The sequence below is a fragment of the Nocardia sp. NPDC088792 genome (genome assembly GCF_044750615.1).
GTDB lineage: Bacteria > Actinomycetota > Actinomycetes > Mycobacteriales > Mycobacteriaceae > Nocardia.
Genome location: NZ_JBIVKC010000006.1, coordinates 61602 through 75464 on the forward strand (window position 1 = coordinate 61602; position 13863 = coordinate 75464).

14 protein-coding genes are annotated in these 13863 nt (G+C 67.0%); 7 read left to right on the top strand and 7 right to left on the bottom strand.

Going from position 1 to position 13863, the window contains the following annotated elements; all coding sequences use genetic code 11:
- Positions 1-31: 31 nt before the first annotated feature.
- From ACIP5Y_RS36655 to ACIP5Y_RS36665, 3 genes are read right to left on the bottom strand one after another with little or no spacing between them, the layout of a single operon-like run.
- Complete coding sequence (locus ACIP5Y_RS36655; RefSeq protein ID WP_400357016.1) at positions 32-1141, bottom strand: SGNH/GDSL hydrolase family protein; 1110 nt, start codon at positions 1139-1141, stop codon at positions 32-34.
- Positions 1134-1991, bottom strand: a complete 858-nt coding sequence (locus ACIP5Y_RS36660) for a TauD/TfdA family dioxygenase (protein ID WP_400357017.1) — start codon at positions 1989-1991, stop codon at positions 1134-1136. Before ACIP5Y_RS36660 ends, ACIP5Y_RS36655 begins: the two co-directional genes overlap by 8 nt.
- A gap of 45 nt (positions 1992-2036) precedes the next feature.
- Positions 2037-2993: an NAD(P)-dependent oxidoreductase gene (locus tag ACIP5Y_RS36665; protein ID WP_400357018.1), complete on the bottom strand. Its 957-nt coding sequence runs from the start codon at positions 2991-2993 to the stop codon at positions 2037-2039.
- A 213-nt stretch (positions 2994-3206) separates the two neighbouring features.
- Between ACIP5Y_RS36665 and ACIP5Y_RS36670 the strand changes: the two genes are divergently transcribed.
- From ACIP5Y_RS36670 to ACIP5Y_RS36685, 4 genes are all read left to right on the top strand, one after another.
- The gene (locus ACIP5Y_RS36670; RefSeq protein ID WP_400357019.1) at positions 3207-4025 is read left to right on the top strand and encodes a class II aldolase/adducin family protein; all 819 of its coding nucleotides are present in this window, start codon (positions 3207-3209) and stop codon (positions 4023-4025) included.
- A gap of 38 nt (positions 4026-4063) precedes the next feature.
- A complete protein-coding gene (locus ACIP5Y_RS36675) occupies positions 4064-4651 on the top strand; it encodes an AAA family ATPase (RefSeq protein ID WP_400357020.1) in 588 nt (195 codons plus the stop codon).
- A 2-nt stretch (positions 4652-4653) separates the two neighbouring features.
- Positions 4654-5400 (top strand): response regulator transcription factor, encoded by a 747-nt coding sequence (locus tag ACIP5Y_RS36680; RefSeq protein WP_400358037.1) that lies wholly within the window; start codon positions 4654-4656, stop codon positions 5398-5400.
- Between the two features lie 127 nt (positions 5401-5527).
- Positions 5528-6301: a MerR family transcriptional regulator gene (locus ACIP5Y_RS36685; RefSeq protein WP_400357021.1), complete on the top strand. Its 774-nt coding sequence runs from the start codon at positions 5528-5530 to the stop codon at positions 6299-6301.
- A gap of 26 nt (positions 6302-6327) precedes the next feature.
- Here ACIP5Y_RS36685 and ACIP5Y_RS36690 read toward each other — a convergent pair whose 3' ends face one another.
- A complete protein-coding gene (locus ACIP5Y_RS36690; RefSeq protein ID WP_400357022.1) occupies positions 6328-7113 on the bottom strand; it encodes an alpha/beta fold hydrolase in 786 nt (261 codons plus the stop codon).
- A complete protein-coding gene (locus ACIP5Y_RS36695) occupies positions 7110-7604 on the bottom strand; it encodes a MarR family winged helix-turn-helix transcriptional regulator (RefSeq protein ID WP_400357023.1) in 495 nt (164 codons plus the stop codon). The genes ACIP5Y_RS36690 and ACIP5Y_RS36695 overlap by 4 nt, the downstream gene beginning before the upstream one ends.
- Before the next feature lie 142 nt (positions 7605-7746).
- Between ACIP5Y_RS36695 and ACIP5Y_RS36700 the strand changes: the two genes are divergently transcribed.
- Positions 7747-9066, top strand: coding sequence for an MFS transporter (locus ACIP5Y_RS36700; RefSeq protein ID WP_400357024.1), 1320 nt, complete (start codon positions 7747-7749; stop codon positions 9064-9066).
- 36 nt (positions 9067-9102) lie between these two features.
- A complete protein-coding gene (locus ACIP5Y_RS36705; protein WP_400357025.1) occupies positions 9103-9852 on the top strand; it encodes a dienelactone hydrolase family protein in 750 nt (249 codons plus the stop codon).
- 87 nt (positions 9853-9939) lie between these two features.
- Here ACIP5Y_RS36705 and ACIP5Y_RS36710 read toward each other — a convergent pair whose 3' ends face one another.
- The gene (locus ACIP5Y_RS36710) at positions 9940-11343 is read right to left on the bottom strand and encodes an ammonium transporter (protein WP_400357026.1); all 1404 of its coding nucleotides are present in this window, start codon (positions 11341-11343) and stop codon (positions 9940-9942) included.
- Positions 11344-11792: 449 nt separating this feature from the next.
- Between ACIP5Y_RS36710 and ACIP5Y_RS36715 the strand changes: the two genes are divergently transcribed.
- Entirely contained in the window at positions 11793-12059 is a 267-nt protein-coding gene (locus tag ACIP5Y_RS36715; protein WP_400357027.1) for a hypothetical protein, read from the top strand.
- Here ACIP5Y_RS36715 and ACIP5Y_RS36720 read toward each other — a convergent pair.
- Positions 12043-13335 (bottom strand): family 1 glycosylhydrolase, encoded by a 1293-nt coding sequence (locus tag ACIP5Y_RS36720; protein ID WP_400357028.1) that lies wholly within the window; start codon positions 13333-13335, stop codon positions 12043-12045. The genes ACIP5Y_RS36715 and ACIP5Y_RS36720 overlap by 17 nt on opposite strands.
- Between the last annotated feature and the right edge of the window lie 528 nt (positions 13336-13863).

Below are 13863 nucleotides of genomic sequence, written 5' to 3' on the forward strand. Positions count from 1 at the left end.
CGGCACTGCCCGAAAGGACATCGATAGTGCGTCAAAGGGCGAGCGGCCGCTGTCCGGCGGGCGCGGGCAGCACTCCGAGCGCCGCCAATCGCCGCCGGAACCGGCTCGCGAAGACCCAGTGCCCGCGCGGGCCGAGATGCAGGGCGGGGATACCGGCGGGTTCGAGCATCAAATGCTCGTCGTCCGGTCCGATCACCTCCGTCCCGTCGATGTAGTGCAGGTTCCGATCGCCGTGCCCGCGCAACGCGGCCACCGCCCGGTCGGTCAGCTCGCGGTACTGCGGCAGCGTCATCCCCGCCGGGCCGGGTGCTTCCTCCCAGCGCGGCGAATGGATGGCCGACATCACCACCAGCGGGGTGTGCGGATGGCCCTCCCGGACGATCTGCAGGAATCCGATGAGCGCGTCGGAGTAGCTGCGCCAGTTGTGCGTTCCGTACTTGCAGACATTGATCCCGACGCAGACCGTGAGCAGCGTGGCCGGCAGGTCACGCATGAGCCGCGCGAACATCGGCTGCAGATGACAGACCCCGCCCAGGCCGATCGAGACCGAATCCGATCCCGCCGAGCGGGCCAGCAGCGCATGCCAGGCCCGGCTCGGCGAGGCGGCGCCGCGGCCGTTGGAGATCGAACTGCCGTAGTGCACCCACGGCCGGCGCGGGCCGGCGTCGATGCCGGCCAGCGCACCGGGAGCGAGCTCCAGTGCGCGCAGGTCGAAGCGGTTGTAGCAGGGCAGCCACAACTCGACCCGCTTCATGCCGGGCGGCAGGTCGGCCCGGAACGTGCGCACTTCGGCGTCGGCATCGAGATCGACGGTGGCCGTGAGTCGTTCGTCGCAACAGATGTCGAGGCGCGCCTGTTCGGCGGGCTCACCCATCTCCGGCGCCGGATGCGCGCGATAGCGGCAGGCCAGCCACTCGCTATCGGTCCGGAAGGCGATTCGCACACCGTTGGCGTAGGCGGCCCGCACCGGCGTGCGGTCGGGCAGATACAGATCGCGCTGCAGGTACGGGACCCGCCACGGCGTCGCCCAGCCGTGGTATCGCTCGACCGATACCGCGCCGGGGAAACGCAGAGCGGGATCGTTGGCGCCGACGATCCGAGGCGCCCGGATCACCGGCGCGATCGAGGTGGGGTCAGGCATGGATCTTGACGCGCTTGAGATGCCGGTCCTGCCCACCCGCCGCGATGGGCGTACGCCCGTGCAGCACACCGCGATTGTCGAGCAGCAGCAGGTCGCCCTCGTCCAGCATGGTCAGCGTGGCCAGCGCGGGATCCTCGAGCGCGGCCGCGAAGGCGTCGAGCGCCGCCCGATGTGCGGCGTCCAGGGCGTCCGGGCGCATCTCCAGGCCCGCGCGCACCCGCGTGGGCCGCCACAATACGGTCGCGCTCGCCCCGGTTCCGCTCAGCAGTGGGCGCAGGTGCACCGCGGGCTCTCCCGCCTCGGGGTCCTTCGGATCGGGCTCGGCGAACGGGAAACAGGGATCGCGCAGCAGTGACACATCGACCCCGCGCTCGAGCAGCGCGGCCTCCAGATCGCCGGCCCGGATGAGCATGGTCAGGCCGTCGCGGCTCGAACTCGGCCGGACACACACCAATCCGATGTAGGCGTGCGGCCGCTCGAGGAAGACCGAATCATTGTGCGGCGGGTCGGCGCGGCGCTGCCGATCGGCGACCGCGACCAGATCGTGCACCAGGGTGCCCGGTTCCGGGCCGTTGAAGGCCGCGTTCACCTCGCCCAGCGCGCTCGCGAAGACCACCAGGGCCGCCGAGGCGCCCGGAAAGCCGCCCACGATGACCGCGCCGGTCCGGTGCACCGCGTCGATCGCCTCCGACAGCAGCGTCTCCAGTCCGGGCACCGCGGCCCGGGCCTCGGTCAGCGCCCGCTGCTGTACGTCGGGCTGCTCCAGTTCCTGGATGCTCCACGTATCGGTGAATTCGACGAGCGCCGTTCGGGTTCCGGGCGTCATGACGACGTGGGACGGCCAGCTCATGGGTTCCCCTTCGGGCCAGGGATCGCCGCACGGCGATCCGCTCGATCAATATCCGGCGGTCGGGTCGACGCGCCGCTGCGGTTCGCCGTCGCGCAGGAATGCGCGCAGATTGTCCAGAAAGATCGCGATATGGGTCTGCCGCGATTCCGGCCACGCATAGGACAGATGCGGCGTCAGCCGCACTCGCGGATGTGTATAGAGCCAATGCCCGGGTGGCGGCGGTTCCGGATCGCTCACGTCGAGCGAGGCGCGCTCGACCACGCCGGCGTCGAGCGCGGTCCGCAATGCGTCGTGGTCGATCAGCCCGCCCCGGGCGACATTGACCACGTGCACGCCCGGCTTCATCGCCCGGAACGCGTCGGCATCGAGAATATGGCGGGTGGCCGGGGTGAGAGGCACGGTGAGCACGAGATGTTCTGCACCGGAGAGCAATTCGGTCAGGCTCGACACCGTCTCGACCCCCGGGAGCGGTGCGGGGCCCGCGGTCCGGCGCAGGCCGCGCACCGAGGCGCCGAAGGCCACGGCGCGGGCGGCGAGCGCGGTACCGATCGCGCCGAGCCCCAGCACCGCGATCCTGCGCCCGTGCAGCGTGCCGATGGGCCGGCGCCGATGCCAGGACTCCGGTGCCTCGTCGAGCCAGGTCTCCGGCAGCCGCTTCTCGAAGGCCAGCAGGGTGGCCATCACCCATTCGGCGATCGGAATCGCGGCGGCGCCTGCGGAATTGGTGACGACCCGGCCGTCGGCGCACAGTCGGGCGAGGTCGAGCTCGTCGACCCCGGTGCCGTAGAGGTGTACCCAGCGGACACCGCAGTGCCGCACGGTCTCGTAGAGATTGGGCATCGCTCCGCGCCAGGCGCCGGTGAACAAGGCGTCCGCGCGCAGGCCGGCGGGCAACGCGCCGTACTCGGGAATCTCCACGATATCCACCGATTCGGCGATATCGCGCGGCACGACCAAACCCTCGGCGACACCGCGGTGCCGCAATACCTTGACTACGGACATGAATTCCTCACCCCATTCTCATTTCTCGTTCCGGGGTCGCGACGGAACGATATATCCGGTCGGGTCCGGTGCGAAAGCAATTCTCCCGAAAAGGCAGAAATCGGCTGTGTACCATGCCCTTTCGGGCAGGACCGGCACTCACCCGGGCCATTATGATGAGTCGAAGTCCCGGTATTTCCGGGCATCTTCCTTCATTCTTCGAGGAGGCCATTCATGACGTCCACGATCGACGGGTCGAGCGCTCGTCAGCCGTCCGCGTTCGTCGCCGGACTGCGCGCCCGTCAGCGTCCCGAACTGCCCACCAAACCCACTACGCTGACCGTCGAACAGGACCGGCGCTGGCGGCAGGAGCGGTTGGTCGGCGCGCTGCGAATCTTCGCCAAGCTGGGGTACGAGGAGCAGCTGGCCGGGCATATCAGTGCCCGCGATCCCGAACTGCCCGACCACTTCTGGCTCAATCCGCTCGGGCGCGCCTTCGGCCGGCTGCGGGTCTCCGATCTCATTCTGGTGGGTCCCAGCGGCCACGTCGTGCACGGTGAAGGACGGGTCAGCACAGCGGCTTTCACCATCCATTCGCACATTCTCGCGGCCCGCCCCGATATGGTGTCCGCGGCGCATACGCATTCGATCTATGGGAAAGCCCTGGCGGCGATCGCGCAGCCGCTGCTGCCGATCACCCAGGATTCCTGCATGTTCTTCGAGGACAATACGGTGATCCCGTTCCACGGCCTGATCCGCGGGGACGAGGAGGGCCGCCGGATCGCCGAGCACCTGGGCAAGAATCGGGTGGCGGTGCTGGCCAATCACGGCCTGCTGACCACCGGCCGTAGTGTGGACGAGGCGGCGGCGCTGTTCATCATCGCGGAACGGGCGGCGCAGACCCAGCTGGCGGCGGCCGCCGCGGGCACCCTGCAGGTCATCTCTCCGGAGGTGGCCCGCGCCAATCACGATCAGGCGCGCGGCGACGGTTCCACGCTGTTCCTGAATCTGTGGGAGGAGATCGTGCACGGCGAACCCGATCTCCTGCTGTGAACCGTCCGCTCGGCAGCCCTCGTCGGAAGTGATCGAACGTGTACAGAATCCTGGTCGGCGGAATCTCCGGTTCCGGCAAATCCACTCTCGCGGCCGCGGTTTCCGCCCGGCTGGCCATCCCGTATCACGAACTCGACGCACTGCACCACGGTCCGGGCTGGACCAAACGCGACTCCTTCGAGGACGAGGTGCACGCGTTCGCCGGGGAGCCGGTGTGGATCTGTGACGACCAGTACCACCGCTTCCTCGGCGATCTGCTCTGGGAACGCGCCGACACCATCCTGTGGCTGGATCTGCCGCGTCATATTGTCATCACCCGGGTGGTGCGGCGCTCCCTGATCCGAATCATCACCCGGCGGGCGTTGTGGAGCGGAAACCGGGAGACGTGGCGGCAATTGGTCTGTGATCCGACGCATCCGGTGCGGTGGGCCTGGACCCAGCACGGTGTCCGCCGGAACGAAACAGTCACGCGCATAGCGGATCACCCGCACGTCCGGGTGGTGCGGCTGACCTCACCGCGAGAGGTCCGCCGCTGGCTCGGGGCGCTGCCGTCGCGATCCGCGCCGCGGGTCTCCGGCCCCTCGGCGGAAGGTCGTCGCGCCGTGGAGTTTCCGTACGGCTCTTGACCGTGCCGTTGCGGCATACCGCAGACTACGTTCCGGACAGCACGGACGAAATGGACTCCAGCTGTCGAATATGCGTTTGCTTCAACGAATGTCGTCGCAGTAGCCGTTCGAGGGAATCCATGGGAATGATCGCTGTCGCCTTGCTGTGCCCTGACCCGCTGACCCGGGAAGGCGCGCTGGCGCGCCTGTCCTCGCATCGAGAGCTCGACGTTCAGTCCTGGGAATTCGGTTGTCGCGCAGATGTTCTGCTCGTGGTGACGGGGGCGATCACGGTCCCTGTCCTCGCCCTCATGGAGAGTGCCAGATCCCAATCACAGGGCGTGGCACCGAAATTGGTGGTGGTCGCGGATCAGTTTTCGGAAGAGCAGGTCGCCCGGATGATCGTCATGGGCCTGACCGCGCTGCTCCACCGGCGTGAGAGCAGCTTCAACCGGATCGTGGAGGCGATCTGTGCGGCGGCCGGGGGCCGCGTCGATCTTCCGGAGAGCGTGCAGATGTACCTGCTGGGCCGGGTCCGCTCGGGTGGCGGGCTGTCGGCGTCGCCGAACGGGATCGGCACCGAGCTGGAAACTCGGGAAGTGGATGTCCTGCAACTACTTTCGGACGGGCTGGGGACGCGCGAGATGGCCTCGCAGCTCAGCTACTCCGAACGCACCGTGAAGAACATCATTCACGCCGTGGTGTTCCGTCTGGACCTGCGTAACCGCACGCACGCCGTCGCGTACGCGCTGCGCACCGGCATCATCTAGTCCGGGATTCGGCCACCGGGTCTGTGACGGATTTCTGACCCGGGACTGACCGGTCCGTGACGGCGGCCGGGGTTGACTGGCTGCTACAGCGGCAAGGTTTCAACCCCGGTTCCTGAGGAGGACGGTCGTGGCGTGGAGTACCAGGCAGCTCGCTCAATTGGCCGGCACCAGCGTCCGCGCGGTGCGGCACTATCACGATATCGGCCTGCTGGCCGAGCCTGAACGCGCGGATAACGGCTATAAGCTTTACGGCGTAGCGCATCTCGTACGGCTGCTGCGGATCAAGCGTCTCGCCGATCTCGGATTCTCCCTGACGAGTATCGCCGAATTGGGTGACGCCGCAGAGCATTCCGAACACGCGCTGCGCGCCCTCGACGCGGAGCTCGCGGCAACCATCGACCGCCTGCAGCGGAATCGCGTCGAGCTGGCCCGCACGCTGCTCCGCCCCACCCCGGCAGAGCTCCCGGCCGACCTCGTCGCCGTCGCCGAACAGGCCGGATTGTCCGACACCGAACGCGCCCTCGCCTTGGTGGCAACCCGAGTCCTCGGCCCGGCGGTCCTCGAGGCCTGTACCGAGATGGTGCGCACCTACGCCGTCCCGCCCGTGAACGCCGAACTCGACCGCCTCCCCGCCGATGCCGGCGAACGCACTCGAAGGGACCTCGCCGAGCGTCTCGCCCCCCACATCCGCCGCCTGCACTCGGCTCACCCCGCGCTCCGGGACATCACCGCCGACGCTCCGCACGGCGCCGACTTCGCGCTGCAGACCTTTACCGATGCCATGGCCGACCTTTACAACGCCGCCCAGATCGATGTCCTCCGTCGAGTCGCGGCCCTCGTCACCGCAGTGCCCTCGGAAAATGGTGTGGTGTCAAGGCGTCCTCGAATCCGGATCGGCTGAAACGGGCTGTTGCCCAGGACTTTCCATCACTCGGTGAGCGAATGGTCTCGTCGCCGGTCTGCGAGAAAGGCGCCGATCAGGGTCGCGAGTTCGAGGCTGGTCAGTGCGGTCCAGTGGTTTCCCGGCACGCGGGTGAATTGCGCTATCGGCAGGGCGGCGGCGAGTTCGTCGGCGGAGGCGTGGTCGTGGTCCTGATCACCGGCGGCGACGAGGGTGGGGGTGTGGATCCGGTGCAGTGCTGTGCGCGGTGTTGCCACGAGCGAGTCCAGGACGTGGAGCAGTGCCTGCGGGTCGCCGCCGAGATGGGTGATCCAGTGCGCGACTTGCGCATCCGGTGATCCGGGTGCGATGGGCGCGCCGCCGGCGAGGGCGGTCAGGACGCGACGATTGGTGCCGTTGGTTGCGGCGCTGGTGATCGCATCGAGTCCTTGCCCGGCGATGACCGCGCGGGCCGGGCGGGCGCCGCGGACCAACATCCGCAATACCGTTCGGGCGCCGAGGGAGTAGCCGCCTAGGTCGTAGTCGTCGACTTCGAGCCGATCGATCAGCGCGAGGCCGTCTTCGGCCAGGATGTCGGGTGGGTAGGCGGCCGGGTCGTGCGATCGGGTGCTCTCGCCGTGGCCGCGCAGGTCCGGAAGGATGACGCGGTGCCCGGATTCGGCCAGGGCGTAGGCGCGTCCGTGGTCGAGCCATTGCGTCGAGTCGGCGGTGAAGCCGTGCAACAACACCAGTGGGCGGCCCTCGCCGATCTCGCGGTAGGCCAGCTCATGTCCATCGCGAGCGGTGAATCGATGGGTGCGGAGGTCGGTCATTGCCCGCCTTTCCCGGGGTTGGTCTGTGGGTTGTCGCGCAGGTGGGCGAGTTCGTCGAGGGTGCTGCGTTCCGAGCGTTCGATGAATTGCAGCAGTGGGTCGAGTTCTTCGGTACCGAACACCTCGAGGTCCTCGTGAGTGCGGGCGGCCAGCCCTTCGAAGTAGTCCGCAATGCGCGTCAGGCTTTCCGGGGTTGGTTCGATCAATACGCGACGCCTGTCTCCGGGATCGTTGACGCGGGTGATGCAGCCGGCGGCGTCGAGCCGATCGATCATGCGCGACACCGATCCCGGGGTGAGGCCGACGCGGCGCGCGAGTTCGGCGGCGGTGGCGGGACCGTGCTGGTTCAGCACGTGCAGACAGTCCAGATCGCTCGGCACCACACCCATCCGGTCGGCGATCAGCCGATTGAGTTGCGCGAGCGCATTGACCCAGCCCGGCAATGCGGCCAGCACTCGATCTTCGGTTTCCCGCCGCGAACTGTGACTCACCTTGGCCTCCCTGTCGTTTGTGAACGCCCGCGAACCTACCGGAAATAAGTGTGTGGCACAACGATCGCGTCGCACACTATGTGTGTGACACACTCATTGTGCCGCGCACCTAGTGTGCGGCGCAATTCAGAGAAGGATGTTGATGCCACAACGAATCACCGGAACCACCCGCACGATCGCGCTCACCGCCGGTCTGATCGCGGGCGCCCGCCTCGGCGATCGGTGGGGACACAAACGCGTGTTCATCATCGGCGTCGCCGGATTCACCGCCGCGTCGGCGCTGTGCTCGCTGTCGATCGGCCCCGGAATGCTCATCGCGGCGCGAATCGGGCAAGGATTGTTCGCCGCGGCCATGATTCCGCAGGTGCTTTCACAGATTCAATTGCTGTATCGCGCAGCGGAGCGCGGGCCCGCGATGGCCGCGTTCTCGGCGTTGTCGGGAATCGCCGCCACTCTCGGCCCGATCCTCGGACCGGTGCTGCTCGATTGGAATCTCGCCGGGCAGGGCTGGCGACTGGTCTTCTGGGTGAATGTTCCGGTCGGGGTGTTCGCCGCGATCGCCGCGGCTCGACTGCTGCCCGATGGGCACCGTGACCTCGATCAACGGGTGGATCCGATGTCCGTGCTGCTCGCGGGTTCCGGTCTGGCACTGGTGATTTACCCGCTCATCACCGCGTCGGCGGGCACCGGCCGGCCGTCCTGGGCATACCTGGTCATCGCGGCCGGGCTCGCAGTGCTTGCCCTGTTCTATGTCCGGCAGCGGCGTATCGCATCGCTCGGAGCCCGGCCGCTCATCGACGTGTCTGTCCTGGCGCAGCGCTCGCTGGCGGGCGGGCTCGCGGTCCAGTTGTTGTTCCTGGTGCCGATCATGGGGTTCTTTCTCACCGTCATGCAGTTCCTGCAGCGCGGACTGGGCATGAGCCCGCTGCATGCCGGATCGACCATGCTGGCCTGGTCGATCACCGTCACCGTGTTCGCGGGACTGTCCGCCACCGTGCTACTGCCCCGGATCGGCAGGCGCACAGTCCAACTCGGACTCGTCACGACCGCCATCGGCCTCGCGCTGCTGGCCACCGTCGCCGCACATGCGCACAGTCACACGGGCACACTGGATCTGCTGCCCGGCATCCTGGTCGGCGCCGCCGGCATGGGCCTGGTGGTCGCCCCGATCGCCCAGCTCACCCTCGCCGGCCTGGCACCCGCGCAGATCGGTACGGGCTCCGGCCTTTTCAATACGGTCAGCCAACTCGGCGCCTGCATCGGTGTCGCCGCAATCGGCACCCTCTTCTTCGGCGGACTCCACCGCGGCGCCGATACCGATCGCCCGGCCGCATACGGCCATGCCTTCGAACAGACGCTCTGGGTCAGCGTCGGACTGATCGCTGCCGCCTTCACGATCAGCTACGCCCTGCCTCGCCCCCAGGCCGCGGCGCATCGTTACCCCGCCCCGGCCGCGCACTGACATCGGCTCGAAACACAAACCACCACAGGAGAATCAATGACCATCAAGACTCTGCGCATTCCCACCGTCGACGGCCACGCCGATGCTTTCGCCGCCTTCCCAGACCACGGTGACCGGCACCCGGGAGTGCTGCTTTACAGTGACGCATTCGGCCTGCGCCCCGAATTGAAGGACAGGGCCCGTGAATTGGCCGAGCACGGGTATTACGTGCTTGTCCCCAATCTCTACTACCGGCACGCACCCGCACCGGTGATCACCCTGCCCGGCTACATCAGCGAAGAGCTCCGACCCACGGTCATCGCCGAGCTGTGGCCGCTGATCCAGGCCCACACCACCGAACGTGTCCTGCGCGACGCGGATGCCTATCTCGAATTTCTCACCGTCCAGCCGGAAGTCGCCACCGGGCCGGTCGGCGTCATCGGCTACTGCCTCGGCGCCGCGCTGGCTATGCGCACCGCGACAGCCCACCCCGGCCGGGTCTCCGCCCTGGCCGGATTCCACCCCGGCTTCCTGGTCACCGACGCCCCCGACAGCCCGCACCACCTACTCTCCCGGCTCACCGCCCAAGTCCACCTCGGCCTCGCGGTAGGCGATATGAGCGCCGAGACCATCGACAAACTCAACCGGGCCTTCGATACCGCAGGCGTCGACTACACCACCGAGATCTACCCCGGCACCATCCACGGCTACACCATGTCCGATACCGAAGCCTTCAATCCCGATGCACTGCAACGCCATTGGGACCGCCTGCTTCCCCTCCTCGACCGAACCCTCACCACCGTCTGAAACCGGGGTATGGCATCGCGAAAGGGTGGCTCCCGGTTGAGGGGAGCCATCCTTTCGCGATGAGACCGTCGTTTTGCGACGAGAGCGTCAGTGTTTGGCGGTCTCCGATGCTTTCGCGGCCTCCGCGACCATCTTGGCGGTGTCGGCCACGATCTTGGCGGTTGCCGCGACCATCTTCGCGGTATCCGCTGACTTGTCGGGTTCCTGGCCGGCGAGCAGGGCCGCGAGTTCCTGGTCCGGATCGCCGAATTCGTAGGCGGACTCGCCGTGCAGGGCCTGGTCGAGGCCGAGTTCTTCGTCTTCCTCGGAGACCCGGTTGCCGGTGATCTTCTTCAGGACCAGCATCAGGGCAACGGTGACGATTGCCGCCCAGGCCATTACGGCGATCAGGGCGAGGGCCTGGTTGCCGAGCAGGCTCAGGCCGCCGCCGTAGAAGAGGCCGTCGGCGCCCGCGGGGTTGATGGCCTTGTTGCCGAACAGGCCCAGCAGCAGGGCGCCGACCACACCACCGGCCAGGTGGACGCCGACGACATCGAGCGAATCGTCATAGCCGAGTTTGCCTTTGAGCTCGACCGCGAAGCAGCAGACGATGCCGGAGACCAGGCCGATGGCGAGCGCGCCGAGCACGTTCACGTAACCGGCGGCCGGGGTGACGGCGGCGAGACCCGCGACGGCGCCGGCCGCGGCGCCCAGGGTGCTTGCCTTGCCGTGGCGGAGCCGCTCGACGCTCAGCCAGGCGAGCATGCCGATGGCGGCGGCGGTGTTGGTGTTGACGAACGCCTGGATGGCAACGGAGTTGGCGTCGAGGGCAGAGCCGGCGTTGAAACCGAACCAGCCGAACCACAGCACGCCGGCGCCGATCAGCATCATCGGAAGGTTGTGCGGGCGGGCGGCTTCACGCCAGTTCTTGCGCTTGCCGAGCATGACGGCGAGAACCAGGGCGGCTGTGCCGGCCGAGGCGTGGATGACGATACCGCCGGCGAAGTCCTCCGCGCCGCGCTTGGCGAGCCAGCCGACGGGGGAGAAGATCCAGTGCGCGGAGGGGCTGTAGACCAGGATCGACCACAGCACGATGAACGGCACGAACGAGCTGAATTTCCAGCGGTCCGCGGTGGATCCCAGGAACAGCGCGGGCGTGATGATGGCGAACATCATCTGGAAGATGACGAACACCATCGGTGCGATGACCATGGCCGCGGTACCGGTGAAGCCGGGCACGACCTGGTTCATATGGGACAGGAAGGCGAAGTGGAAGTCGCCCCAGAAGCCGTTGCCCTTACCGAACGCGAGGGTGTAGCCGACGGTCACCCAGGTGACCGAGACCAGCGCCATACACATGAAGTTCTGCATGAGCATGGCGAGCACGTGTTTGGCGCGGACCATGCCGCCGTAGAAGAACGCCAGGCCCGGCGTCATGAAGAGGACGAGTGCGGACGCGATCAGCATCCAGGCGGTAGCGCCCGCGCTGACGGTCGAGAAGTCGAAACTCATGCAGAGACCCGCTAAACCTATCGTGAATGAGATTCCGGAATACGGAATCGGCATTCCGGTCTTCGGAAAGGTAGAGCTCGGGCGCGTATCCGTCAAGGCTTTCCGGCCGGATATATGTCAATCCCGGAAATGTTGAACGGGTCGGCTGAACGCGACTGGTTGTTCATCCAACAAATGGATCGTGCGCGATCCGTAATTTCGTGTGAAACGAAGGGCCGCAGCCGTATTCCTCGGATCGACGCCGCGAAGTTCACGTAGGCGGTCGCGATGGCGGCCAGATCATCGGGCGTCCGTGGTGCGGGGTGTGCGGCGACCGAGTGCTCGGCCGGCTCGCGCGCAGGGAGAGTTCGGCCCGGTCGCCGTGACCGTGGATCAGGTCAAGGCCACTATCACTCGGTTCGCCACCACCGCGCAGCGCGCGGAAGCGGCGGCGCGCGACGGCCGAGCGTGTGCTCGCCGGCAATGTGGCGCTCGTCGGCATGGCCACCGCCCTGTCGGTAACCCCGGACTTGCCTCAACGCTGGCGCGATGGTGACGAAGGCGATCGCACGATCAAACCCGTTACCTGGAAGGACAAGTTGCTCGCCTCCAGCGCGGCCATGGCCCAGGTCCGCTATCGGATGCGGCGCACGGCCCGCGGCAAGCAGCCCGCACCCGGAGTCGGACCCGCTGTATCTGCCCTGATGCCGGGACTATTGGTCAGTGCACCGGGTTGATGCAGCTGGAGGGCAGGTCCTGGATGGAGCAGAGGGCCGGTGCGCGGGTGGGGGCGTAGTTCGCGGGGACGCCGCCGCCGGCGATGATGTCGTGGTAGGCGCCGACCGCCTCGGTCGGCCGACGGGTGAGGGACGGGTCCGTGGTGACGTCCACCGTGTAGAGGCCGAAACGTGGTGCGTAGCTGCCCCATTCGTAGTTGTCGGTGATGCTCCAGTAGTTGTAGCCGATGACATTCATGCCGTCGGCCTTCGCGCGCTGGACCCAATAGACGGTGTCGCGCAGGTCGTCCGCGCGGGTGATGCCGTCGGTGGTGGGGGAGCCGTTGTAGGTCGGCATGCCGTTCTCGACCACGTAGAGCGGCCGGTTCGGGAACTTCTGCGCGTATCGGCGCAGGACGTAGTAGATGCCGTCGGGTTCCACGATGAGCGGCGACGAAGTGTTGGTCAGCTGCGCGATCAGGTTCGGTGGCTTGGTCAGTGATCCGCCGTAGTAGTAGTCGATTCCGATGTAGTCGAGCTTGTCGGCCACCCGGTCGACGAAGGAGGCGTCGGCCTGCGCCGCGCCGATGGCGGAGTAGGCGATATTGCTGGTGACCATCGCGCCGGGCTGCTGATTGTGGATGTAGTCGTAGATCGCGCGGTGTGCGGTGACCATCCGGTCGAGCATGGCGGGTGCGTCGACCGCGCCGAGGTCGCCGATCAGCTGTTCTTGTCCCACATAGGCGGTGGGCTCGTTGAAGGTGACCCACATCGGGTTGAAGTGCGCGTAGCGATCGACCACCGCGCGGGCGTCGGTCAGCCAGTCGTCGACCATGCCCGGATTGCGCCAGCCGCCGCGGTCGACCTCCCAGCCCGGGAACACCCAGTGGTCCAGGGTGATCATCGGGGTGAGTCCGGCGGCGCGAATCCTGCCGATCATGGCGTCATAGAAGGAGAAGTCCCAATTGCCCGGACTCGGCTGCACCCGAGCCCATTCGACGCTGACCCGGTAGACGCCGGCGCCGAGGTCGGCGGCGTGCTGGATGTCCTCGCCGTAGCGATGGAGGAAGTCGACCGAATTGCGGTAGTCCTCGGCGCGGCCGGAGCCGGCGTAGCGGCTCCAATTGCTGTCGGGCGCAGAGCCTTCGCTCTGAAATCCGGAGCTGGATACGCCCCACAGGAAATTACCAGCCATCGGCGGTAGGCCCGGGTCCGCGCCGGCGCGACCGGGCGTGATGACCGCGCACCAGGCGGCCAGAGCGATACATGCCAGCGTCAACAGTGCGCGTTGCCCCATTGTAACGAGATTACCGGCCGCAGAGCCTGTTCCGGGCCGTACTGATCAGATCGCCCGGCCTCTGATAGCGAGGCGCACTGATATGCGCTCGAAACGGGTCCGACATGATCTCGAAATCGGTTGTGTGACTTGGGAACATAGCGCTCGGCGGGGCGAATTGCCGGTTTCTCCGCCACGGTGTGAGTCCTCGATTGCCGCTGTTGTCGTGCCCTCGCTTACAGGGGCGCTTTAACGATTGACAGGCGAAGTTTGTCCAAACTACTGTTCAGTACGATGAATCCTGCTGTTCGAAAGACCCTCGCGCACATGCCTCGATCTGCTGGCAACGCTACGTAGCGTCGCAATCCTCAGCACTGGTTGCTGATCAATTGCTCTACTGACCCTGTGGTACAGCGGGGTTCAGTTTGGCCTGGCCCGAACCATCTCCTCGGGCCCGGGGCCGGCTTCGTAAAGACGCTTCTCACACCACTAGTTCATCGTTGAGCCTCGGCGGCGCGTCGAAATCCTTTGTGCCGAAGCAAGAATTGT